Source organism: Streptococcus nasisuis (genome assembly GCF_040836615.1).
GTDB lineage: Bacteria > Bacillota > Bacilli > Lactobacillales > Streptococcaceae > Streptococcus > Streptococcus suis_V.
The window spans coordinates 1,422,343-1,446,151 of the sequence record NZ_CP162268.1; the positions used below are offsets into that span (position 1 = coordinate 1,422,343).

The 23,809-nt window shown below is 41.0% G+C and carries 25 protein-coding genes, 3 tRNA genes, 1 pseudogene and 1 other annotated feature; of the genes and pseudogenes, 28 read left to right on the forward strand and 1 reads right to left on the reverse strand.

Annotated features, from left to right (window positions below):
- The first annotated feature begins 188 nt into the window (after positions 1-188).
- The 13 genes and pseudogenes from AB1F57_RS07180 (at position 189) to AB1F57_RS07240 (ending at position 8,676) form a co-directional block, all read left to right on the forward strand.
- A complete protein-coding gene (locus AB1F57_RS07180; RefSeq protein WP_306341207.1) occupies positions 189-278 on the forward strand; it encodes a hypothetical protein in 90 nt (29 codons plus the stop codon).
- Positions 279-331: 53 nt separating this feature from the next.
- Positions 332-2,129, forward strand: a pseudogene (locus AB1F57_RS07185) (recombinase family protein).
- 33 nt (positions 2,130-2,162) lie between these two features.
- A complete protein-coding gene (locus AB1F57_RS07190) occupies positions 2,163-3,086 on the forward strand; it encodes an alpha/beta fold hydrolase (protein WP_105111008.1) in 924 nt (307 codons plus the stop codon).
- Positions 3,087-3,322: 236 nt separating this feature from the next.
- Entirely contained in the window at positions 3,323-3,676 is a 354-nt protein-coding gene (locus AB1F57_RS07195) for a prealbumin-like fold domain-containing protein (protein WP_257105039.1), read from the forward strand.
- 128 nt (positions 3,677-3,804) lie between these two features.
- Complete coding sequence (locus AB1F57_RS07200) at positions 3,805-4,524, forward strand: CPBP family intramembrane glutamic endopeptidase (protein WP_105123376.1); 720 nt, start codon at positions 3,805-3,807, stop codon at positions 4,522-4,524.
- Positions 4,525-5,073: 549 nt separating this feature from the next.
- Positions 5,074-5,301, forward strand: coding sequence for a hypothetical protein (locus tag AB1F57_RS07205; RefSeq protein ID WP_153056059.1), 228 nt, complete (start codon positions 5,074-5,076; stop codon positions 5,299-5,301).
- Positions 5,302-5,467: 166 nt separating this feature from the next.
- Positions 5,468-5,878: a DUF1801 domain-containing protein gene (locus AB1F57_RS07210; RefSeq protein ID WP_367985544.1), complete on the forward strand. Its 411-nt coding sequence runs from the start codon at positions 5,468-5,470 to the stop codon at positions 5,876-5,878.
- A gap of 4 nt (positions 5,879-5,882) precedes the next feature.
- Positions 5,883-6,554, forward strand: coding sequence for a YdeI/OmpD-associated family protein (locus AB1F57_RS07215; RefSeq protein WP_167785502.1), 672 nt, complete (start codon positions 5,883-5,885; stop codon positions 6,552-6,554).
- Between the two features lie 108 nt (positions 6,555-6,662).
- Complete coding sequence (locus AB1F57_RS07220; RefSeq protein WP_105111013.1) at positions 6,663-6,896, forward strand: DUF2969 domain-containing protein; 234 nt, start codon at positions 6,663-6,665, stop codon at positions 6,894-6,896.
- A 51-nt stretch (positions 6,897-6,947) separates the two neighbouring features.
- A tRNA-Tyr gene (locus AB1F57_RS07225) sits at positions 6,948-7,028 on the forward strand.
- Positions 7,029-7,166: 138 nt separating this feature from the next.
- A tRNA-Gln gene (locus tag AB1F57_RS07230) sits at positions 7,167-7,238 on the forward strand.
- A gap of 123 nt (positions 7,239-7,361) precedes the next feature.
- A complete protein-coding gene (rpsA, locus tag AB1F57_RS07235) occupies positions 7,362-8,567 on the forward strand; it encodes a 30S ribosomal protein S1 (RefSeq protein WP_105111014.1) in 1,206 nt (401 codons plus the stop codon).
- A gap of 37 nt (positions 8,568-8,604) precedes the next feature.
- Positions 8,605-8,676, forward strand: a tRNA-Arg gene (locus tag AB1F57_RS07240).
- Between the two features lie 107 nt (positions 8,677-8,783).
- On the opposite strand, the gene AB1F57_RS07245 is transcribed toward AB1F57_RS07240, so the two are convergent.
- The gene (locus AB1F57_RS07245; RefSeq protein WP_167785830.1) at positions 8,784-10,040 is read right to left on the reverse strand and encodes an ISL3 family transposase; all 1,257 of its coding nucleotides are present in this window, start codon (positions 10,038-10,040) and stop codon (positions 8,784-8,786) included.
- 152 nt (positions 10,041-10,192) lie between these two features.
- Between AB1F57_RS07245 and AB1F57_RS07250 the strand changes: the two genes are divergently transcribed.
- The 15 genes from AB1F57_RS07250 to AB1F57_RS07320 all read left to right on the forward strand — a co-directional run bounded on the left by AB1F57_RS07250 (position 10,193) and on the right by AB1F57_RS07320 (position 23,379).
- Positions 10,193-11,221 (forward strand): beta-eliminating lyase-related protein, encoded by a 1,029-nt coding sequence (locus AB1F57_RS07250; protein ID WP_105137448.1) that lies wholly within the window; start codon positions 10,193-10,195, stop codon positions 11,219-11,221.
- A gap of 100 nt (positions 11,222-11,321) precedes the next feature.
- Positions 11,322-12,464 carry a cysteine desulfurase family protein gene (locus tag AB1F57_RS07255; RefSeq protein WP_367985545.1) on the forward strand — a complete coding sequence of 381 codons (1,143 nt, stop codon included), beginning with the start codon at positions 11,322-11,324 and terminating at the stop codon, positions 12,462-12,464.
- 1 nt (position 12,465) lies between these two features.
- Entirely contained in the window at positions 12,466-13,683 is a 1,218-nt protein-coding gene (gene thiI, locus AB1F57_RS07260; RefSeq protein ID WP_174852820.1) for a tRNA uracil 4-sulfurtransferase ThiI, read from the forward strand.
- A gap of 79 nt (positions 13,684-13,762) precedes the next feature.
- Positions 13,763-15,091, forward strand: coding sequence for a branched-chain amino acid transport system II carrier protein (gene brnQ, locus AB1F57_RS07265; protein ID WP_367985546.1), 1,329 nt, complete (start codon positions 13,763-13,765; stop codon positions 15,089-15,091).
- 63 nt (positions 15,092-15,154) lie between these two features.
- Positions 15,155-15,234: a sequence feature (ribosomal protein L21 leader region), on the forward strand.
- Between the two features lie 35 nt (positions 15,235-15,269).
- Positions 15,270-15,584 (forward strand): 50S ribosomal protein L21, encoded by a 315-nt coding sequence (gene rplU / locus AB1F57_RS07270; RefSeq protein WP_105137444.1) that lies wholly within the window; start codon positions 15,270-15,272, stop codon positions 15,582-15,584.
- A gap of 45 nt (positions 15,585-15,629) precedes the next feature.
- Positions 15,630-15,923: a 50S ribosomal protein L27 gene (gene rpmA / locus AB1F57_RS07275; RefSeq protein WP_009909754.1), complete on the forward strand. Its 294-nt coding sequence runs from the start codon at positions 15,630-15,632 to the stop codon at positions 15,921-15,923.
- A 306-nt stretch (positions 15,924-16,229) separates the two neighbouring features.
- Positions 16,230-16,685 (forward strand): GNAT family N-acetyltransferase, encoded by a 456-nt coding sequence (locus AB1F57_RS07280; protein WP_105137443.1) that lies wholly within the window; start codon positions 16,230-16,232, stop codon positions 16,683-16,685.
- Between the two features lie 87 nt (positions 16,686-16,772).
- Complete coding sequence (locus tag AB1F57_RS07285; RefSeq protein WP_167785506.1) at positions 16,773-17,687, forward strand: LysR family transcriptional regulator; 915 nt, start codon at positions 16,773-16,775, stop codon at positions 17,685-17,687.
- Positions 17,680-18,144 carry a signal peptidase II gene (gene lspA, locus AB1F57_RS07290; protein ID WP_105137441.1) on the forward strand — a complete coding sequence of 155 codons (465 nt, stop codon included), beginning with the start codon at positions 17,680-17,682 and terminating at the stop codon, positions 18,142-18,144. Before AB1F57_RS07285 ends, lspA begins: the two co-directional genes overlap by 8 nt.
- Positions 18,128-19,024 (forward strand): RluA family pseudouridine synthase, encoded by an 897-nt coding sequence (locus AB1F57_RS07295; RefSeq protein ID WP_105137440.1) that lies wholly within the window; start codon positions 18,128-18,130, stop codon positions 19,022-19,024. The genes lspA and AB1F57_RS07295 overlap by 17 nt, the downstream gene beginning before the upstream one ends.
- Positions 19,025-19,098: 74 nt before the next feature.
- On the forward strand, positions 19,099-19,437 hold the full coding sequence (locus AB1F57_RS07300) for a zinc ribbon domain-containing protein YjdM (protein WP_167785507.1): 339 nt from the start codon (positions 19,099-19,101) through the stop codon (positions 19,435-19,437).
- Between the two features lie 397 nt (positions 19,438-19,834).
- A complete protein-coding gene (locus AB1F57_RS07305; protein WP_367985547.1) occupies positions 19,835-20,479 on the forward strand; it encodes a Pr6Pr family membrane protein in 645 nt (214 codons plus the stop codon).
- Positions 20,480-20,719: 240 nt separating this feature from the next.
- Positions 20,720-21,241, forward strand: a complete 522-nt coding sequence (gene pyrR, locus AB1F57_RS07310; protein ID WP_105137438.1) for a bifunctional pyr operon transcriptional regulator/uracil phosphoribosyltransferase PyrR — start codon at positions 20,720-20,722, stop codon at positions 21,239-21,241.
- Between the two features lie 27 nt (positions 21,242-21,268).
- Complete coding sequence (locus tag AB1F57_RS07315) at positions 21,269-22,192, forward strand: aspartate carbamoyltransferase catalytic subunit (RefSeq protein ID WP_105137437.1); 924 nt, start codon at positions 21,269-21,271, stop codon at positions 22,190-22,192.
- 107 nt (positions 22,193-22,299) lie between these two features.
- A complete protein-coding gene (locus AB1F57_RS07320) occupies positions 22,300-23,379 on the forward strand; it encodes a carbamoyl phosphate synthase small subunit (RefSeq protein WP_105110138.1) in 1,080 nt (359 codons plus the stop codon).
- Positions 23,380-23,809: the final 430 nt, after the last annotated feature.

Genomic DNA, 23,809 nt, shown 5'->3' on the forward strand with positions numbered 1-23,809 from the left:
ATCTGCCATGACACAAATAATGATAATGATACTTCTGACCGTTCAGGCTGCCAACGTAAAAGGACAGCGGGTGAAATTCCCATGATTGATATAACCAGTCATACCCACAGAGAATAACTAAGAGTAACATGTTATCAGGAGGGTAAGTTTTGGAACAATCAGTAGTAAAATATAGTATGCAACTTTCAATGCTTAATTTTTTATATTCCAGAAATATGTTGACTAAAAAGGAATATGAAAAAATTAAAAATAGACTGCGCATTAAGTACACAAATTAGCTGACCTTTTGATTTGAACGCGGTAATATAGAATCAAAAGGAGGAATTTCAGTATGAAAAAAAATAATGTTGAAATAATAAAAGCTGATTCTTTAGTTCGTCGTAGAGGCGACAATTTCGAAAGAGAGTCAAAAAGGGTTGCTGCTTATTGCCGAGTTAGTTCTGATAGCGAAGATCAGAAGAACAGCTATGAATCTCAGGTGAGACATTATAAAGATTATATCTCTCAGCGGTCGGATTGGGAACTGGCAGGTATCTATGCAGATGAGGGGATTTCAGGAACACAAGTAGGAAAGAGACAAGATTTTCAACGATTAATAAATGATTGTGTAAATGGAGAAATAGATTACATTGTCACAAAGGCAATTGCTAGATTTACCAGGAATACCCTAGATACTTTGAAATATGTCAGAATGTTAAAAGATATGCAAATTGGAGTATATTTTGAGGAAGAAAATATAGAATACCCTAACAATGGATGGAGAATTGCTTTTGACTATTCTAAGCTCCGTTGCACAGCAAGAAGTAGAAAATACATCTGCTCATGTGAAAAAAGGATTAAAAATGAAGATGCAACGTGGTGAATTGATAGGGTTTCAAGGATGCTTGGGGTATGACTATGATGTAGAAACCAAGCAACTTTCAATCAATAAAAAAGAAGCCAAAATAGTTCGCTATATCTTTGAAAGGTACTTAGAAGGTATTGGAGGAAAAGTAATTGCAAGGGAACTTGATGAACTAGGTTACAAATCGCCGAGAGGATTAGATCATTGGAATGATACAACAGTCTTAGGAATCATAAAGAATGAAAAATATAAAGGCGATATTCTAATGGGCAAAACTTTTACAGTGGATCCAATAAGCAAGAGACGTTTAAGTAATTTTGGTGAAGAAGATAAGTACTACATCAAAGATAATCATGAACCTATAATATCTAAAGAAGACTTTGAGAAAGCTCAGGAGATAAGACTTCGTCGAGCAGGAAATAAGAAGACTGCTGCAAATGTAAATGGCAAGCGTGAACGCTATTCAAAAATGTATGCTTTTAGTAGCATGTTAGAATGTGGTTTTTGTGGTTCAATATTATCTAGAAGAAGTTGGCACTGCCGTTCAGATTATCGCAAGGTTGTGTGTCACTGTGTTACATCGATAAAGAAAGGAAAGAAATTTTGTAAGCATAGTAAAGGATTAGAAGAGCTCGCTATTGAGGGGGCTTTCATGGAAGCTTACAGAAAACTTTATCATTCAAATGAAAACTTAATGACAGACTTACTTGAAACGATTGAATCTGAATTGAATGACAATAGCCTTAATAAGGAACTAAAAAGGATTACAAACAAACTTCGAACATTACTAAAAAAAGAGGAAAATCTTGTAAATCTAAGGCTCGAAGGGAAAATTAGCGATACCATATACAATGAAAAGTACAATGAAATTTCCTCAGAAAAAGAGTTTCTAGCAGAAGAGAAGGTAAATATTGAAACAACCTTAAAATCAGAAATCGATGTAAAGAAAAGACTAACTGAGTTTAAGCACTTGCTATCTTCACAGAAAATGCTTACGGAGTTTGATCGTGCAGTTTTTGAAAGTATTGTTGAGAAAATTATTGTAGGTGGAGTTAATAGCGACGGAGAAATTGATCCTGCAATGTTAACCATAATATTCAAAACAGGTGAAACTCAAAACAAGGATGGTAAACAATTTAAAAGTAAACGTAAAAATGCTAAACTAGAAACAGATAAATTGTGTCCTCAAAACAGTGACGAGGATAAAAAATTGTATTCTCAAGGAACAGACTACACATGTGGAGAGTGTAGTATTGATGTCACGAGCGTAAACGAAGTGTATTAATAATTATATTGTAATTAGATAGTAGGTGAAATTATGATTACTAAAAAAATTAAATCTAAGCGAGATGGACTGGAGCTCGAACTTGCTATTATAGAGCCAAGCTCTAATCCTATTGGAATTGTTCAGTTAGTTCATGGAATGTCAGAACATAAAGAAAGATACTACGATTTTATGAATTACTTAGCTCAAAACGGTTATGTCTGTGCGATTCATGACCATAGAGGTCACGGAGCTAGCGTTAAAGACTCATCTCACTTAGGATATTTTTATACAGAGGACAGCTCTGTTATTGTTGACGATGCTTATCAAGTGACAGAATACTTAAAAGAAAGATATCCTTCGTTAAGTATTTCAATATTTAGTCATAGCATGGGCACTCTTGTTTCTAGAAATTATTTAAAGAAATACGATTACGAGCTTGATAAAATAGTTTTATGTGGGCCACCAACTGAGAATAAATTAGCGGGATTTGCAGTATTTTTAGCAAAAATAAGCAGTGTTTTTTATGGCAAATATAAGCCCAATAAATTTTTTAATTCTTTATCAGCCGGTCAATATAGCAAGGGATATGAAAGCCAGCTAGATTGGATTTGCGCTAATCCAGACACAGTCAAGGAATACGATGCAGATCCGCTTTGTGGTTTTATATTTACTACAAATGCATTTATCAATCTTTTTAAATTATTAAAATCAGCGTACAATGGCAAAGACTGGAGACCAAAAAACACTGCTTTACCAATATTTTTAATAGCAGGAGAAGATGATCCTGTTATTCAAGGAAACGAAAAGTTTAAGGGTTTAGAAGGATTCTTAAAAAGTCTTGGATATAAAAACATTAAAAGCAAGCTTTATAAAGGTATGAGACATGAAATACTTAATGAAAGAGATAAAGAAACTATTTATCAGGACGTGCTAGAATTTTTACGCTCTGATACAAATAAAAAAGAAAAGATTTAGAATGTACTGACCCCAAAAAGTTGGACAAATAATTATTGAAAGGATTTAGTTCTGTATTGGACAGGACTAATGTTACTGCTTGCAAAAACTATTTATTATTGATAGAATGGAACAGATTGGATGGTAAAGGTATGATTAGAAAATTTCAAAAAGAAGATATTGAAAAGTAATATGGGATTGGCAAATGCAACATTTGATTTATTCTTGGTAAAAGTCGGCTCTGCTCAGGTAAACCTATAAAAACTGTGACAACAGGGGCTGACGGTAAGGCTATAATTGATGAGCTGGATTATGACAAAGAGTATATATTGGTTGAAACAAAGGCTCCTAACGGATATGTTTTAAATAAGGAACCTGTAAAAGTTAATGTAAAAGATTTGGATGAGGGTGAAGCCGTTATAAAGCTTTCTGTTAAAAATGATAAGGATAACAAAACTAATCCTCCTGCAAATGTTCCTACGGTAGTTAAGAAATATAAAGCTCCGGAAACCGGAGATAGCTCCAACATTAGTTTTTACTTGGTGACAGGCGTTGTTGCTTTGCTTATGTTGCTTGGATTGATTGGTAAGAACCATAGAAAGAATAATTGATTAGTCAGATGAATTAGAATGGCTTACATATAGCTATCTCTATATTGTAGTGGACTTAGAGGCAAAATCAAAGCACTTCAAGCAAATACTTGGAGTACTTTTTGATAGATGAAAGCAGGAGGTTGTATATGAAGAAGAACTATATTTTATTAACAGCGTATATGATTATAATGGGAATAGGACTTTTTATCAGTAATCATTTCTTAAATACTCCATATAATTCAACGGAGTTCAGCAGGAAGTTTTTGCCGTTTATGTTTATATTAGCGATATTGGTTTTGTACTACGGCATAAAAAATAAAAATGAATTAACCTTGCACTCAGAAAGCAAGCCGAGCTATGTATTTTCAGCACTTTTGTTCATCCCTGTAGTAGGGTTTGGACTATATTCAATTGTCAGAGGATTTAGTCCGGATTTAGCATTTGTTATATTGATAATAGATACTGCTTTGATTGGAATAGCTGAAGAAGGCATGTACAGAGGGATATTGCTTGGTGCAATGGCGAAGAAGATGAATCCGGCTCTTGCCATACTGCTATCTTCAGTGCTATTTTGTGCATTACATTTAATAAATGTTATAGGAGGTCTATCAGTCTCCGAGCTAATGGGACAACTTTGCTCAACCTTTGTTATGGGAGTGTTCTTAGGAGCTATGTATTTGGACACACGAAAAATACTGTTCCCTATAATTTTCCATTCTCTTTGGGATTACATATTGCTCAGCGGTAGCCTTGCAGAAGTTCAAATTCTGCCTATAGTATTGATAGGGGTATATGTTTTAGAGGTGGTTATTTCCCTTGTAATAATAATTAAACTTCTAAGGAAAAAAGAAAGTTTTTTCAGCTAGTAAGGGAATACAATTTTATATGCTTCTCCGACATTCAGATTGGTCGAGGTGAACGAAACTTAATAAAACTGAATAAAACTGAATTCAAAGATATAAGGCGATAGAAATGGAGTATCATACCCCAAAATCTATCGTCTTTTCTGGTGTCCGAAGTTAAAAAGAGAGGGATGCGAAAGCGGAATGTGATTGTTTTTACCATCAATCCTCCTTATGAGGTAGTCGCTCTGCTGGTGAAAGCCTAGAAACCTTTGAATGAAAGCATATTGAAAAGCCTTGGAGACAAGGCTTTTTAGCTTAGGGTGGGGAAGTATCAGAGTGAGAAAATTTTTAGAGGGAGTAGAAGTGATAGCTAGAAATTATCCAATTCTATTCCCATTTACCCTTTGGGTACGTGTTTGTTTCCATTGACAAGGAGTTTTGGGGAATAGAAACGTAACTACCTTTAAATCGTTTAAATGATTGCCCCTGAAAGTGGAGTGAAAGGGAAATGAGTAGATGTGAAATGTGATATAATAAAAGAAAAATTATTGTATAGAATGGGAAGAGAGTATGAAATATAATGACTTCATAAAAGAAACTATAATGGATTTCAGTTCTATAGAGTTTAAGAATATCAAAGCTTTACTTATTGGAGAGTATATTCAATTTTCCTTTTTGGAGGATAATCGGATTGATCAGTATATTTTTTCTGAAAAATTATGTGATTATTTAGAAAAATTGGAATTGAAGACCAAGATACCTTTTCAAAAACACTCTTTAATTCCAAATATTGGATAGAATTTAGTTTTAAAATCAATTGTACTATCAAAAATAAAACAAGATATTAATGAGAAAATAGATGCAAGATAGTCTACGTACACTTGGATATAAAACTAGGGAAATGTTGTAACTAAATTTTATAATCCTTGGATATTATTAGAGCCACTCATCAGAAAGGAAATCTATGTCAAAATTTTCCCCTACTGGACAGTCGGTCCATGAATTGTTTGCAGAATTGAAAACAGTCCGTAAGCAGGAAGATGCCTACAAATTACTAGAATTGCACCAGCGCATCAGCCAGGAGGAAGCTGTCGTTTGGTATCCCAGCATTATTGGCTTTGGTTGCTACCATTATAAGTATGATACTGGGACGGAAGGAGATTCACCCATTCTCGCTTTTGCGGCCAGACAGGCCAAGATTAGTCTTTATATTGATCAAAATCTGCCTGGACGCCAGGAGCTATTGGACCGTTTGGGCAAGCATAAGGCAGCAGTTGGTTGTGTCTATGTTAATAAATTGGTAGACATTGATATGGAAGTTCTAGAGGAAATTCTGGTCAAATCAATTGAATACCACCGTCAAAAAGGGGAGTAAAATCATGGATGAAACCTTATTGAAAAAGCTAAAGTTGGATAAGTTCACAGATGTGGCTATGATGAAACCAGCGCAGGAGGAAGAAACTGCTTTTGATGGCTATGGCTTTCCGACAGAAGTAGCGGAGAAACTTGAGCTTGGGCTAGCCTACGTTTATAGCTTAGAGGAGATGAAGAACATTATTTTGCAGGCATCTGCACAACATCTCCTAGTTGAAAATGGTCAACTTTATCTCTTCTATCCCAAAAATAAGAACAAGCTAGGGCACGCTCCCATTCATCGCGATCACATTTTTCCCTATCTAGAAGTTACTGATGAGGATGGCTATGTCAAGGGCACAGCCTACAAGTTCAATCGAATGGTGGCGCTTGATGACAACTACACCATGGTGGCAGTCAAATTCCAACCAGAAACAAAGGTCCAGTCAAGCAGTCGATCGTCAGCCAGAGTAGGCGATTATCTGGATAAGGTCGCAGCTATTGAGGGATTTTTGGAACATCATCCAAAAGAATTGAGCTTTTATCAGAGTTTAACGCCAGGCTATCAACGAGATTGGGCCAGGTATGTTTACTCAGCCAAGACAGAGGCCACGCAGAACAAGCGTCTGGCTGAAATGGTTGATATTTTAGAACAAGGCTACAAGACAAAGCAATTGTATCGGGAAGGTAAAAAATAATTGTTTATCATAGTAAAAAATGTAAATCCGAACAAATAGTAAAATAGGAGCGCTTGCACTTGCATGCTCTTCTATTTTTTTGTAGAATAGTAAAAGTGAGGTTTTTAAATGAGTAAAAAAGATAAAAAAATTGAAATCCAACTAGAAGATAGCAAGGTTGTGGTCAATAAAGAAGAATTTTCAGGTTATCGTTTGGTTATCGGAAAAAAAGTTATCGGCGAGATTGCTGAATTTGAAGAAAAAAATCTTGCAGTGGTAAAAAACGGAGCTGTTGATAGTTTTTATAAATCTTTGGAATCAGCAGTAGCAAATATTATCGAAAATTACAATTTAAGCAATTAGAAGACTTGTAATTATTACTATTCTATGGTAGAATAGTGAATGTTAGTGCGCGGAGAGATAGCGAAGAGGCTAAACGCGGCGGACTGTAAATCCGCTCCTTCGGGTTCGGGGGTTCGAATCCCTCTCTCTCCATATCTAAGATACTAAGGGCGTCAAACGCACAGTAAAAATAGGAAGTTGACAGCAAATCCTGATTTGCTAGGCAACTTATCTTTTTTACACAGCGTTTAGCCCGAGTTCATTTCAGAACGTTATCTTAGTGGTGTATTTTGGGGTATCGCCAAGCGGTAAGGCAAGGGACTTTGACTCCCTCATGCGTTGGTTCGAATCCAGCTACCCCAGTCAAGGTATTAGGTTTATCCTAATTCGTCAAAGATGTCCATATTGTTGTTGTCCTTGCGTGTGCCTTAATAAAATATATTTTATGTTGGGTCGGGAGGCCCGATTGTCGGAGGTTTATTTATAATGAACGAATTTGAAGATTTGTTGAACAGTGTAAGCGAAGTTACACCTGGTGATGTCGTAACTGCAGAAGTATTGACAGTTGATGCTGGTCAAGCGAATGTAGCTATCTCAGGTACTGGTGTAGAAGGCGTATTGACTCTTCGTGAGTTGACAAACGACCGTGATGCTGATATCAACGACCTTGTTAAAGTTGGTGAAACACTTGAATTGCTTGTGCTTCGTCAAGTAGTAGGGAAAGATACTGACACTGTTACATATCTTGTTTCTAAGAAACGTTTGGAAGCACGTAAAGCATGGGACAAGCTTGTTGGTCGTGAAGACGAAGTTGTTACAGTTAAAGTTACTCGTGCCGTTAAAGGCGGTCTTGCAGTTGAATTTGAAGGTCTTCGTGGATTTATCCCAGCTTCAATGATCGATAGCCGTTTCACTCGTAACACTGAGCGCTTTGTAGGTCAAGAATTTGATGCTAAAATCAAAGAAGTTGATCCAGCAGAAAACCGCTTCATCTTGTCACGTCGTGACGTTGTTGAAGAATCAGCAGCAGCAGCACGTGCAGAAGTATTTGGTAAGTTATCAGTAGGTGAAGTTGTAACTGGTAAAGTTGCCCGTATCACTAGCTTCGGTGCTTTCATCGACCTTGGTGGTGTTGATGGTTTGGTTCACTTGACTGAATTGTCACATGAGCGTAATGTATCTCCTAAATCAGCAGTTACTGTTGGTGAAGAAGTTGAAGTTAAAGTTCTTGCTATCGACGAAGTTGAAGGTCGCGTATCATTGTCATTGAAAGCTACACAGCCTGGTCCATGGGACGGCGTTGAGCAAAAATTGGCAGCTGGTGATGTGATTGAAGGTAAAGTGAAACGTTTGACTGACTTCGGTGCTTTCGTTGAAGTATTGCCAGGTATCGATGGTTTGGTACACATCTCACAAATTTCACACAAACGTGTTGAAAATCCAAAAGATGCTTTGTCAGTAGGTCAAGAAGTTACTGTTAAAGTTCTTGAAGTGAATGCAGCTGATGAGCGTGTATCACTTTCTATCAAGGCTTTGGAAGAGCGTCCAGCAGCAGCTGAAGGCGAAGAAAAAGCTGAAAAACGTGCACCACGTCCACGTCGTCAAAAACGCGAAGAAAAACGTGACTTCGAATTGCCAGAAACACAAACTGGTTTCTCAATGGCAGACCTTTTCGGTGACATTGAATTGTAATTCGATTAAAAACTTGCCTTGCGCAAGTTTTTCCTTTCCACCCTTAGTGTAATGGATATCACGTAAGATTCCGGTTCTTGAGATGGGGGTTCGATTCCCTCAGGGTGGATAATATAACGTCGAAAACCCTTATCCTATAAGGGTTTTTGTTGTACTTGTCCTTAATTTGTTCATAAAATTTGGGCTCTTTGTCAACTGTAGTGGGTAGATGAAAAGCTAACACCTAGAGAGGACGAACTTCGTTCTCTCTTTCTTTATGTTCAAAGCAATCAAAATTCGTTTTTTAAAGTTTTCAAAGTTCCTGAAACCAAAGGCATTTCTCTTAATGACTTTGATGAGATTATTGGTAGCTTCCAGTTTGGCGTTGGAATAAGGCAATTCTAGGGCATTCAAAACCTTGTCTTTATCCTTTAGAAATGTCTTAAATACCGTCTGGAAAATAGGATTAACAGTGGCTATTTCCTGTTCGATGAGACTGAAGAAATGATCTGAGTTTTTCTCTTGGAAATGGAACAAGAGAAATTGATAGAGTTGATAGTGTTGTCGTAGTTCCTCTGAAAAAGACAGTAGTTTTTCTAGGATTTCCTTATTAGTCAAATGCATGCGAAACATAGGGCGATAAAATCGTTTATCATTGATTTTACGGCTATCTTGTTGTATCAATTTCCAGTAGCGTTTCAAAGCACGGTATTCGTGCGATTTTCTGTCGAATTGATTCATAATTTGAATACGGACACGGTTCATAGCACGGCTAAGGTGTTGTACGATATGAAAGCGATCAAGGACGATTTTGGCATGCGGAAAAAGCTGTTTAGCCAATTGGTAGTATGGGCTATACATGTCCATAGTGATGACTTTAACGCGGTTTCTAACCTTTCTAGGATAGCGTAGAAAGTGGTTTCGGATGGTTGCTTGAGTTCTTCCGTCAAGGATAGTAATGACGTTTAGGGAGTTGAAATCTTGTGCGATAAAGCTCATCTTCCCCTTCTTAAAGCCATATTCATCCCAGCTCATCACCTCAGGTAAGATATTCCAATCTGTTTCAAACTTGAACTCATTAAGCTTTCGACTAACTGATGATGTTGAGATAGATAGCCTGTGTGCAATATGTGTCATTGCTTGATTTTCGATGAGTAACTGGGCGATTTTCTGGTTAACAGCGACAGAGATTTGGTGGTTCTTCTTGACAAGAGGAGTTTCAGCGACAGCCATTTTTCCGCAATCTTTACACTTGAACCGACGCTTTTTAAGGCGGATGAGGAGTGGATAACCAGCAGTTTCTAGGTAGGGGATTTTGGAGGCTTTTTGGAAATCGTATTTAGCCATTTGTCCCTTACAAGAAGGACATTTAGGGGCTGTGTAATCCAAGTGACCATGTAGTTCTAAGTGAGTTCCCATATCATATTCATCAGTGATAAGGATATTTTTGTCTTTAATTCTGAGAAAATTTGTGATAAAATTTAGTTGTTCCATATGAGCCTTTCTAATGTGAGTTTGGTTGCTTTTCATTATAGGTCATATGGGACTTTTTGTATATACTTAAAAAGCTCCATAATCTCCACGGTGGTTTTACCCACTACAGAAATTATAGAGCCAAAATTTGAAACTCCTGAAAGGAAATAAAGATGCTACATTTTGAAAATGACTATAATAAGGGAGTTCATCCTGCTTTACTGGAAGCTCTAATTACTACTAATGACGAGGGATTAGCAGGCTACGGACTTGATAGCCACACAGAATCTTCAATTGAGAAAATCCGCCAAGCTACAAGTTGTCCTCATGCTCAAGTAACCTTCTTAGCAGGTGGAACACAGACCAACCAAATCGCTATCAATTCCTTGCTGGCATCCTACGAGGGTGTGATTGCAGCCGAGACAGGTCATGTTGCGACCCATGAGGCTGGTGCCATTGAATTTTCTGGCCATAAGGTCTTGACCTTGCCACATCACGAAGGAAAATTGAAGGCATCGGATGTTGAGAACTATTTGGCTTATTTTTATGCCGATGGAAATCACGAGCATATGGTTTTTCCAGGTATGGTCTACATTTCCCACCCGACTGAATACGGTACCCTCTACAGCAAGGCAGAACTGACCGATTTGGCTAGGGTTTGTCGCCGTTACCAGCTTCCACTTTATTTGGACGGGGCACGTTTGGGCTATGGACTAGCTTCACTTGATACGGATGTGGATTTACCGACAATAGCAGAGCTGACAGACCTGTTTTACATTGGCGGTACTAAAATGGGGGCTTTGCTTGGCGAGGCTCTGGTCTTTACCAAAAACAATCAGCCTAAACATTTTACAACCATTGTCAAGCAACACGGGGCTTTGCTGGCCAAGGGAAGAGTGGTCGGTGTCCAATTTGACCGGTTCTTCACTAATGATCTCTATATGAGCATCGGACGGCATGCGATTGACATGGTAGAGCAACTCAAGGTAGTTTTAGTTGAAAAAGGCTATCGGTTCTATCTCAATTCGCCGACTAATCAGCAGTTTATTATTGTCAAAAATGAAGAACTTGACCGTTTTAAAGATTTGGGCTTGGTTTATAGTTACTGGGAGAAATTTGACGCAGAACACACAGTCATTCGTATAGCAACTTCTTGGTCAACTAGCCAGGCTGACATCGAACGGTTGAAAGAAATCTTATAGGTATGCAAGACAGTCCGTGGGCTGTCTTTTCGTAGTGATGGTTGGCGAAAGCTGGTAAAAAGTGATAAAATAGGACTATTGCAAACAAAGGAATGACATCATGATTTATTTTGATAACGCAGCGACGACTCAGGTCTATCCTGAGGCGCTCAAGACCTATACAGAAGTAGCGACAAAAATTTGGGGCAATCCGTCTAGTCTGCACAATTTGGGCAGTCAGGCAACCCGTATCTTAGAGGCCTCCCGTAAGCAAATTGCAGAATTGCTAGGCAAGGATAGCAAGGAAATCTTTTTTACCTCTGGTGGTACAGAAGGTGACAACTGGGTCATCAAGGGAGTGGCCTTTGAAAAGGCACATCTGGGCAAGCACATTATCGTCTCAGCTATTGAGCATCCAGCGGTTAAAGAGTCAGCACTTTGGCTCAAAACGCAAGGTTTTGAGGTGGATTTTGCGCCGGTCAATGCCCAAGGGTTTGTGGATGTTTCGGCATTGGAGAGCTTGTTACGTCCCGATACGATTTTGGTATCCGTCATGGCCGTCAACAATGAAATTGGCGCCATTCAGCCCATTCAGGAAATTTCACAGCTATTAGCTGATAAGCCGACCATCTCCTTCCATGTGGATGCGGTACAGGCTATCGGCAAGGTGCCAACAGAACGGTATTTGACAGAGCGAGTTGATTTTGCTAGTTTTTCAGGTCACAAATTCCACTCTGTCAGAGGGGTAGGTTTCGTCTATATCAAAGCAGGCAAGAAAATCGCTCCGCTATTGACAGGAGGAGGACAGGAAAGCGATAAACGCTCAACCACGGAAAATGTGGCAGGTATCGCAGCAACTGCTAAGGCGCTCCGCTTGACCCTAGACAAGGCGACAGACAGCCAGAAGCAACTGGCAGCTATGAAGCAGATTCTGGTGGATGAATTGAGCAAGTATCAAGATGTGACGGTCTTTTCTGGAATGGAAAACTTTGTACCTAGTATTTTGACCTTTGGAATTAAGAATATTCGTGGTGAGGTCATTGTTCATGCTTTTGAGGACCATCAGATTTATATTTCAACTACATCTGCCTGCTCGTCTAAGGCAGGGAAACCTGCGGGTACACTAATTGCCATGGGCGTTCCTCAGAAGTTGGCACAAACTGCAGTCCGTGTCAGCTTGGATGATGACAACAATATGGGGCAAATCGAACAATTTCTCACGATTTTTAAACAAATTTATCACAATACACAGAAAGTAAGGTAGAATGAACTATTCAGAAATTATGATTCGCTATGGCGAATTGTCAACAAAAGGGAAAAACAAGATGCGGTTTGTCAACAAACTGCGTAACAACATCAAGCACGTCCTTTCAGTCTACCCAGAAGTGACCGTTTATTTTGACCGTGACCGTGGTCATGTCTATTTGAATGGGGCAGATTATCAGGAAGTTTCAGCTTCTTTGAAGAAGATTTTTGGTATCCAAAATTTTGCACCGTCATATAAGGTTGAGAAGTCTGTTCCAGCTTTGAAAGAAGCGGTTGTGGAGATTATGCAGTCTATTTACAAGGAAGGCATGACGTTCAAGATTGCTGCGCGTCGTAGTGACCACAATTTTGAATTAGACAGCCGTGACCTAAACCAAGTCCTTGGAGATGCGGTCTTCTCAGCTATTCCAAATGTGCAAGTGCAAATGAAGTCACCAGATATTACCTTGCGTGTGGAGATTCGTCCTGACGCTGCTTATATTTCCCATGAAGAAATCAAGGGAGCAGGTGGTCTGCCAGTTGGAACATCTGGAAAAGGAACGCTTATGTTATCAGGTGGTATTGATTCGCCTGTTGCGGGCTATTTGGCTCTCAAACGTGGGGTTGAAATCGAAGCCCTCCACTTTGCTAGCCCGCCTTATACGAGTCCAGGGGCACTTAAGAAAGCCCATGACTTGACTCGTAAATTGACTGCTTTTGGTGGCAATATTACATTTATTGAGGTACCATTTACTGAAATTCAGGAAGAAATCAAGGAAAAAGCTCCGGAGGCTTACTTGATGACCTTGACCCGTCGCTTCATGATGCGGATTACAGACCGAGTTCGTGAAGAACGTGGTGCTATGGTTATTATCAATGGTGAAAGTCTAGGACAAGTGGCAAGTCAGACCTTGGAATCCATGCAGGCTATCAATGCGGTGACCAATACACCTGTTATCCGTCCAGTTGTGACCATGGACAAGCTGGAGATCATTGACATTGCTCAAGAGATTGATACTTTTGAGATTTCCATCCAGCCTTTTGAGGATTGCTGTACGATTTTTGCTCCAGACCGTCCTAAGACTAACCCTAAGATTAAAAATGTGGAGCAGTACGAAGCCCGCATGGATGTAGATGCTTTGGTAGAACGTGCTGTGACTGGGATTATCGTAACTGAAATCACACCGAAAGAGGAAGTGAAAGACGAAGTAGATAGTTTGATTGAAGACTTACTGTAGCATACAATTATTTCGACATACATGTAAATCAAGTTATTGCTGGATCTTTTAGTTCGAATCGTTCGGAAAAATCGAATTTTTGTGGTATAAAGGAGCACTGACAGGTTTACTCCTGTTTGGAATGTTTTTTGGTGCAGGGAATTTGATTTTTCCGCCGGCGCTTGGCGTTTTGTCTGGTGAGAATTTTTGGCCGGCCATTCTCGGCTTTGTCGTGTCAGGCGTCGGTATTGCGGTAGTCGCATTGATTGTTGGGACGCTAAACCCTAAAGGGTACGTGCATGAGATCTCACGTAAGATTTCACCCTTGTTTGCTACTGTTTATCTTGTTGCCTTGTACTTGGCAATTGGACCATTTTTTGCAATTCCACGGACAGCGACCACCTCTTTTGAAGTCGGTATCGCGCCACTGTTGGGCAATGCTAATACGGCTTTGTGGTTATTGATCTTTACAGCTAATTACTTTGTGGCAGCCTATTTGATTGCCTTGAAACCGTCTAAAATTTTGGACACGATTGGTCGGATTTTGACGCCGGTTTTTGCTATCTTGATTGTCATTTTGGTCGTTTTGGGAATTGTCAAGTATGGTTCAACTAATCCTTTACCAGCCGCAGAAAGCTACACGGCAGGACGTGCATTTGGAACAGGCTTTATCGAAGGTTATAATACACTGGATGCCTTGGCAGCAGTAGCTTTTAGTGTGGTAGCGGTCAATACCTTGAAACAGCTTGGATTTTCAAGCAAGAAAGAGTATGTGTCAACCATTTGGTCAGTTGGTGCAGTCGTTGCACTGGCTTTCTCTGCTCTCTATATTGGTTTAGCATTCTTGGGCAATCATTTCCCCGTACCAGCTGATGTTCTAGCTTCTGACACAAACAAGGGCGTCTACATCTTGTCGCAAGCAACGCAAGCTATTTTTGGTCCTAGCGCCCAGATTTTCTTGGCTGCTATGGTTATCGTGACTTGCTTTACGACGACAGCGGGTTTGATTGTTTCGACAGGCGAATTTTTCGCGGAACGTTTTCCGAAATTTTCCTATAAGGTTTATGCGACAGTCTTTACCTTGATTGGATTTGGAATTGCTAACCTTGGTTTGAGCAAGATTATTGCCTTTTCTATCCCAGTTCTCTTGGTTCTCTACCCGATTACCATTTGTATTGTTCTGATTACCATTGTCAATAAATTTGTGCCTCTGTCAAAACCAGGCATGCAGCTGACAATTGGTGTGGTAACAGTCTTGTCGCTAGTAGAAGTCTTGGCTGGACAATTTGGCTGGTCAGGAATTTCAAACCTGATTGGAGCTCTGCCATTTGCCGGACAATCCTTATCTTGGCTGATGCCAGCAGTGGTTGGTATCCTGCTCTCGCTCTTCTTGCCAAACAAACAGACCAGTGAAAGCTTTGAAATGTAAAAAAATCATACAAAACACTTGCAATTGCAGGTGTTTTTGGTATAATAGGACTGTTGACTATGCACACCTGTGCAACCGCTCGATTACCGTTTTTTCAAAATAAGTGGTTTGTCCCACGGTACTAGGCGAGTCTTCACAAAAATTCGGGCAAGGCCCATATCTTCATAGGAGGTGCATAATGAGCACATACGCAATCATTAAAACTGGCGGTAAACAAGTTAAAGTTGAAGTCGGTCAAGCTATCTACGTTGAAAAATTGGACGTTGAAGCAGGTCAAGAAGTAACTTTCGAAGAAGTTGTTCTTGTTGGTGGTGAGAAAACTGTTGTGGGTACTCCACTTGTAGCAGGCGCTACTGTAGTTGGTACTGTTGAAAAACAAGGTAAACAAAAGAAAGTTGTTACCTTCAAGTACAAACCTAAAAAAGGTAGCCACCGTAAACAAGGTCACCGTCAACCTTACACAAAAGTTGTTATCAACGCTATCAACGCTTAAGGCGTAGCTTGGGACACTTATTAAAGAAATTCGGAGGAATAACATATGTTAAACTTGAATCTTGCTAACTTGCAATTTATGGCCCACAAAAAAGGTGGAGGTTCAACATCAAACGGTCGTGACTCACAAGCGAAACGCCTTGGTGCGAAAGCTGCTGACGGCCAAACTGTATCAGGTGGTTCAATCCTTTACCGCCAACGTGGTACTAAAATCTACCCAGGAGCTAACGTAGGTCGTGGTGGAGATGACACTCTTTACGCTAAAGTAGAAGGCGTTGTACGCTTCGAACGTAAAGGTCGCGATAAAAAACAAGTATCTGTTTACCCAATCGCAAAATAAGTCTGAAAATGGCTTAACAATAGGCTTTCCGAGATTTCGGAGGGCCTGTTTTTTTGTTTTGGTACCCATTTTTCATTTACCAAGGGTTTGGTGTGAAATGGTCAGGCATTGGTAGTTATATAAAAGTTATCAGTTGAAAATGGACACATATATATAGTTTGACTAACAAGGGCAATAGATGCTAGAATTACCATATAATAGAATGAAGGGAGGCGATTCAAATGAGAGGAATAGTAAGATATTTTAGAAAACAAGGAATCAAGTGTAAGGAGGTTAGGGCAAATTAACCTCCGAAAGGAGAAAATAATGAAGATTGTAGCAATAAGGGATTCAGTTGTAAAAGCTGAGATTATAAAAACGGTATTGACAGATTTACCTGAGTGGTTTGGCTTACCTGAAAGCACTAAAGAATATATTCAGGATGGGAGTTTGCTGCCGTTGTGGGCCGCATTTGACGAAGATGAGCCAGTAGGATTCGTAACCTTAACGAGCACCTCTGACGATTGTGGGGAAGTTCACTGTATGGGTGTTAAAAAATCTCATCATCGAAAAGGACTGGGACGAGCGTTGATGCAAGCATTAGAAGGAGAGGCGAGAAAATCTTATGCCTATCTACAAGTCAAAACGGTTGACCAAGGGCATTATAAAGAATACGATCAGACTATTGGCTTTTATCACTCTTGTGGCTTTGCTAAGTTGGAAGTTTTTCCAAACTTGTGGGACGAATGGAATCCCTGTCTTATCATGATTAAAAAGTTATAGTCACTTACCGCCAGCAATTTTGCTGGTGGTTTTATTATGTGGTATAATAGAAAGATAGGAAAAATGGAATGAAGAAAGGATGGATCGATGAATATTCAACAGCTTCGCTATGTGGTAGCTATAGCCAATAGTGGAACTTTTCGTGAGGCAGCGGAGAAAATGTACGTATCTCAGCCTAGCCTATCCATTTCCATCAAAGATTTAGAAAAAGAGCTAGGTTTTCAGATTTTCAGTCGGACCAGTTCTGGGACCTTTTTGACCCAAAAAGGAATGGAATTTTATGAGAAGGCTCAGAGTTTAGTCAAGGGCTTTGATCAATTTGAGCATCTTTATTTGCAATCAGAAGAAGGTGAAAAAACTTTTTCTATCAGCAGTCAGCACTATGATTTCTTGCCACCCTTGATTACGGATTTTTCTCGGCAGCATCCTCAATATCCACATTTTCGGATTTTTGAGTCGACTACGGTACAAATTTTGGATGAGGTGGCGCAGGGTTATAGTGAGCTGGGAATTATTTATCTCAACGATCGCAATACCAAGGGGATTATGCAAAAGCTGGACAAATTGCATTTGCAGGTGATTGAGTTGGCGGAGTTTCAGACCCATATCTACCTGCGGGAGAATCATCCTCTAACTGCAAAGGCAGAGATTGAGGCTGAGGATTTGGTTGGTTTGCCAACGGTCCGATTTACCCAAGAAAAAGAGGCTTATCTTTATTATTCTGAGAATTTGATTGACACGTCGGATTCGTCGGTTGTTTTTGATGTGACGGATCGCGCTACCTTGAACGGGATTCTAGAGCGGACGGACGCCTATGCGACGGGTTCGGGATTTTTGGATGACGAGTCGGTCAATGGGATTACGGTCATTCCCTTTAAGGGGAAGGTGGATAACCGCATGGTCTATGTCAAGCGGGCTGGCGATGAACTGAGCCATTGTGCGCTTGATTTTGTCAATACCATGCAGGCTTATTTTGATAAGAAGAAGGAAGAAAATGCGTAAGTTTGGATTGCCACTTTTGGCAGTGGCTTTTATCGGTGTGGACCAGTTGGTCAAGGCTTGGACCGTAGCCAATATTGAATTGCACGCCAGTCGGGAATTTTTGCCAGGTTTTATGAGTTTGACCTATCTGAGAAATTATGGTGCAGCTTGGTCTATTTTGCAGGGACAGCAGTGGTTTTTCACCATTGTTACAGTGGTTGTCATGATTGGCTTGGTCTGGTATTATGTCAAAAATATCAAGGGAAATCTCTTGACCTTGTTCAGTTTGTCCTTGATGATGGCGGGGGCTTTGGGAAATTTTATTGACCGTGTCCGTCTGGGCTACGTGGTGGATATGTTCCAGCTGGATTTTATCAATTTCCCGGTTTTTAATGTGGCTGATATGTGTCTGTCGGTGGGAGTTGGGCTCCTGTTTATTTGTATTTTGAAAGAAGAAAGTAATGGAAGTAAGAGTTGAGATAGGCGGTGTTCGTCTGGATAAGGCTTTGGCGGATTTGACGGAATTGTCCCGCTCGGTTGCCAATGAGCAAATCAAGGCTGGGCAGGTCTTGGTCAATGGTCAAGCCAAAAAAGCCAAATATACCGTGCATGCAGGCGATGTCCTGACCTACCAAGTACCGGAAATCGAAGAAGTAGACTATGTAGCAGAGGACATTCCCTTGGATATTGTCTACCAAGATGAGGACGTTGCCGTGGTCAATAAGCCACAAGGCATGGTGGTGCATCCATCTGCTGGTCACACGTCGGGTACGCTAGTCAATGCCCTGCTTTATCATGTGAAAGATTTGTCGGCTATCAATGGCGTTTTGCGCCCGGGCATTGTCCATCGGATTGACAAGGACACATCCGGTTTGCTGATGGTTGCTAAAAACGACGAGGCCCACACCAGGTTGGCTGAGGAATTGAAAGCCAAGAAATCCCTCCGCAAATATATTGCCATTGTCCACGGCAATCTGCCAAATGACCGCGGTATGATTGAGGCACCGATTGGTCGTTCGGAGAAAGATCGTAAGAAACAGGCAGTCACAGCCAAGGGCAAGGAAGCAGTCACACGTTTTCAAGTCTTGGAACGTTTCGGTGACTATACCTTGGTTGAATTGACCTTGGAAACGGGACGAACCCACCAAATCCGTGTTCACATGGCTTATATCGGTCATCCTGTGGCTGGCGATGAGGCCTATGGACCACGTAAAACGCTCAAGGGGCAGGGTCAATTTCTGCATGCTCAGACGCTTGGATTTACCCATCCGAGAACGGGAGAGCTGGTAGAATTTACGGCTGACGCGCCAGCTATTTTCCAAGAAACGCTGGAAAAATTACGTCAAGCCACTCAGTAGTGACAATAAGAGCATCTTGCCCATTTTCCAAAAAGATGATAGACTGATACAGATGAAAAAGAAGGAGAACGAGAATGGAAACTTTACCAAATTGCCCACAGTGCAATTCAGAATATGTCTATGAGGACGGCGCGCTTTTGGTCTGTCCAGAATGTGCATACGAATGGAACCCAGCCGAGGTTGCTGAGGAAGAGAGCGGTCCAGCCGCTATTGATGCCAATGGCAATCGCTTGGCTGATGGAGATACAGTGACGCTGATCAAGGATTTGAAAGTCAAAGGCGCACCGAAGGATCTCAAGCAGGGCACGCGCGTTAAAGGTATCCGCATCGTTGAAGGCGACCACAATATCGACTGCAAAATCGACGGATTCGGCGCCATGAAACTCAAATCAGAATTTGTGAAGAAGATTTAGCAATTAGACTGGGAAATCCAGTCTTTTTAAGACGTAGACAAACTATGTATTGGCTCAAATAATCTGAGTAGCTCTGCTAATAAAACAAAAAATTATTTTATTTTGCGAGCGGAGCGAGCCCAAACCACGACTTTCCGCTGTGATGAAAATGCCTGAAATGTTATCGTTTCAGGCATTCGGAGTATTTCGGTCTACAAAGGTCTCCCAGACCTTTGTAGGTTGTTGCTTAGAAATAAAAAAGCGACAAAAGGCTCAAATACTAGGTATGGAATTCCGTAGGTAGCTCAAACAGTCTGGGGGACTGTTTGAGGAGTAAACCTAGAAACAAGAAAGTTTACTACCGTCCGCCATCACCTCAGGAAAGTCTGAAAAAGGTTTTAACATAAGAAAGGAAACTATGAAGAATCAGAGTATTTTATTCTACAGTCGTTGTTTGCTGGTGATTTTAGCCATTACAGGGACTGGTTTGGAAATTGCCAAGTACGGCATTGGTATGCTCATGTATTATACGGTTTTGTCCAATCTCTTGGTGGCGGTTTTTGCTATTTATATGGTGTATGCCATGAACAAGGGCCAAAATTTGCAAGACCAGAACTTTCTGCGAATCAAGGCTGGTGTGACTATGTCCATCATGATAACCTGTGTGGTTTATCATATCATGTTGGCACCACTGGCTGAGCATTTTTGGCGCGTGGAAAATCTTCTCTGCCACTATATCGTTCCCATTTATTTCTTGCTGGATACGCTCATTGTCGATCGGCAGCGTCAGTACAAGTGGTTGGACCCCGTTTGGTGGACCAGTCTGCCACTTGCCTACATGGCTTTTGGCTTGGTCAATGGATTTTTCCTCAAAATTCCTATTCCTGACGCCAAGGATAGTCCATTTGCCTATTTCTTTCTCAATGTTCCCAAGTATGGGTGGAACTACGTTTTGACCTATTGCGCCATTATCTTTGTGACCTATCTGCTCTTTGGTTATGTTTTGGCGGGTGTAAAATCCCTAAAATCACAGTCTTTTTTGGCTAAATCAGCACCATTCTAAGCAAAATACGAAGATTATTAAATTTTTTACAGTAAGAATTTGTCGCCGTAGATAAAGTGTGCTATACTGATGCTAGAAATCCTTTAAGAGCTGTCCAGAGAGACAGGCAAGGAGAGCATTGAGCAAATGTGGACAGACAAGATGGGAAATTCTGTTGGAGTTTTTCATGCACTGGTCCTGTATTTTCTGAACTCTCCTGAAAGGGAGAGTTTTTTTGTATCATATTTATGGAGGTTTAGAATGAAAACCAAAGAAATCGTAGACGATATGACCATGAAACGGGCAATTACCCGTATCACCTATGAGATTATCGAGCGCAATAAGAATTTGGACAAGATCGTCTTGGCTGGTATCAAGACGCGAGGTGTTTTCATTGCCCGACGGATTCAAGAACGTCTTAAGCAGTTGGAAGGAATTGATGTTCCTCTGGGAGAATTGGATACCAAGCCCTTCCGCGACGATGTGAAAGTAGAAGAAGATACCACCAGCATCACCGCCGATGTCAATGACCGTGATGTGATTTTGGTGGATGATGTTCTCTACACTGGACGCACCATTCGTGCCGCCATTGACAATATCGTATCGTTGGGCAGACCTGCTCGTGTTAGTTTAGCTGTCTTGGTCGATCGTGGCCACCGGGAATTGCCAATTCGTGCGGACTATGTTGGGAAAAATATCCCGACCAGTCGGGCTGAGGAAATTATCGTTCACATGACTGAAATTGACGGTCATGACGCAGTTTTATTAGTAGAGGCAGAATAGGTCAGGCACAAAAAGGCAGGTAGTATCATGACAATTGTAGATGGTAAGGTTTCTCTCAAACACTTGGTAACAATGGAAACACTTTCGAATGAAGAAGTGTTGGGTCTCATTCAACGCGGACTGGCTTTCAAGAAAGGCGAGCCCGTTACCCTAAGTCGGAAGTATTATGCCTCCAATCTCTTCTTTGAAGATTCGACGCGAACGCATAAGTCATTTGAAATGGCGGAGCTGCGCTTGGATATGGGCATGATTGACTTTGATGCTCGAACCAGCTCGGTCAACAAGGGCGAGACCTTGTACGATACCATTTTAACCATGTCAGCCTTGGGCGTTGATATTTGTGTCATCCGCCATTCCGAGGTTGATTACTACAAACAATTGATTGATAGTCCGAGCATCCAGACCTCCATTGTCAATGGTGGGGATGGTTCTGGGCAACACCCAAGCCAGTCCTTGCTGGATTTGATGACCATTTATGAAGAATTTGGCACCTTTGAAAATCTGAAAATTGCCATTGCAGGCGATATTACTCACTCGCGGGTTGCCAAGTCCAACATGCAAATCCTCAAGCGACTGGGGGCAGATATTTACTTTACTGGCCCAGAAGAGTGGTATTCGGTGGAATTTGATGTCTACGGTCAACATGTCGCGATTGATGATATTGTCGAGGAAGTGGATGTCTTGATGCTTCTGCGTGTCCAACATGAGCGCCACGATGGATCAGAAAGTTTTTCAAAAGAAACCTATAATCGTCTGCATGGATTGACGGGGGAACGGTACAAGCGCTTGAAGGAACAGGCGATTGTTATGCACCCTGCGCCTGTCAATCGTGATGTTGAAATTGATGACCAGTTGGTAGAGGCTCCCAAATCGCGGATCGTTCGTCAGATGCAAAACGGCGTCTTTGTCCGAATGGCGATTTTGGAGGCGATTGTAAATGGTAAGGTATAGAACCTGTATTCACAGCTCGGCACATCTAACTAAGGCTAGTTTTCTGCCCCTTTGTGAATACAAATTCAAAACGTTAAAGGATTCCTGAGAGAATCAACGAGGTAGATATGACGAAAAGAAGATTAATTTTAGAAGATGGAACAATTTTCGAGGGCGAGGCCTTCGGAGCGGATATTGATGTGACTGGAGAACTGGTTTTTTCTACTGGAATGACAGGCTATCAGGAGTCAATTACCGACCAATCTTATAACGGTCAGATTTTGACCTTTACTTATCCTTTGGTAGGAAATTATGGCATTAATCGCGATGATTACGAATCTATCACGCCAACTTGTAAGGGTGTAGTGGTCAGTGAGTGGGCCCGTCGTGCTAGTAATTGGCGCAACCAATTGACCTTGGATGAATTTTTGAAAGCTAAAAAAATTCCCGGTATTTCAGGGATTGATACGCGAGCTTTAACCAAGATTATTCGTCAGCACGGGACGATGAAGGCGACCTTGGCTAATGTTGGAGATAGTGTTGAACATTTGACCGATCAACTACGGGCGACAGTCTTGCCGACCAATAATATTGAGCAGGTGTCTACCAAGACAGCCTATCCTGCTCCGGGTGTCGGTCGGAGCGTTGTACTGGTCGATTTTGGTCTCAAGCATTCGATTTTACGTGAATTGGCCAAGCGTGATTGCAATGTAACTGTCGTTCCTTATGACACGACCGCAGAGGAAATTTTGGCTCTGGCTCCAGACGGTGTTATGTTGTCCAATGGACCGGGGAACCCAGATGATGTTCCAGAGGCGCTTGATATGATTCGTGGTATTCAAGGGAAGATTCCGATTTTCGGTATTTGTATGGGCCATCAATTGTATGCGAAGGCAAATGGTGCCCAGACCTACAAGATGAAATTCGGTCACCGTGGATTTAACCATGCCGTGCGCGAAATTGCGACAGGACGTGTTGATTTTACCAGTCAAAACCACGGTTATGCAGTATCACGCGAGGAACTGCCGGATTGCTTGATGATTACCCACGAGGAAATCAACGACAAGTCTGTCGAAGGCGTCCGTCACAAATACCTTCCCGGATTTTCAGTGCAATTCCACCCAGATGCAGCACCCGGTCCGCATGATGCCAGCTATTTATTTGACGAATTTATGGACTTGATGGATTCATTTAAGCAAGAACGCTAGCTGAATGGTAGCTAAGCGTCAGAGAGTTATTTAATTCTATCCAGAGAGATAGAAAATAGAAAGGCAAGGGACAGGTCAATGGTTGCACGCAACTCATTTCCCTACGCCTGCCTTTATGGAGGTCAGGCTATCCCTTGCACTAGTTAGGAAAGCCAATTAGTATCGAATTGTCTTTCCTAACGTCGGACTTATCTTATTTAATGTCAATCTGTGAGTTGACAAATAGAAAGGCAAGGGACAGGTCAATGGTTGCAAGCAACTCATTTCCCTACGCCTGCCTCTATGGAGATCAGGCTATCCCTTGCACTAGCTCGAAAATGGATTAATATCGAATCCATTTTCTCACGTCGGAGAATTATTTAATTCTATCCGGAGAGATAGAAAATAGAAAGGAGAAGATACAGGTTCGAGTACGATTTGATTTTAATAT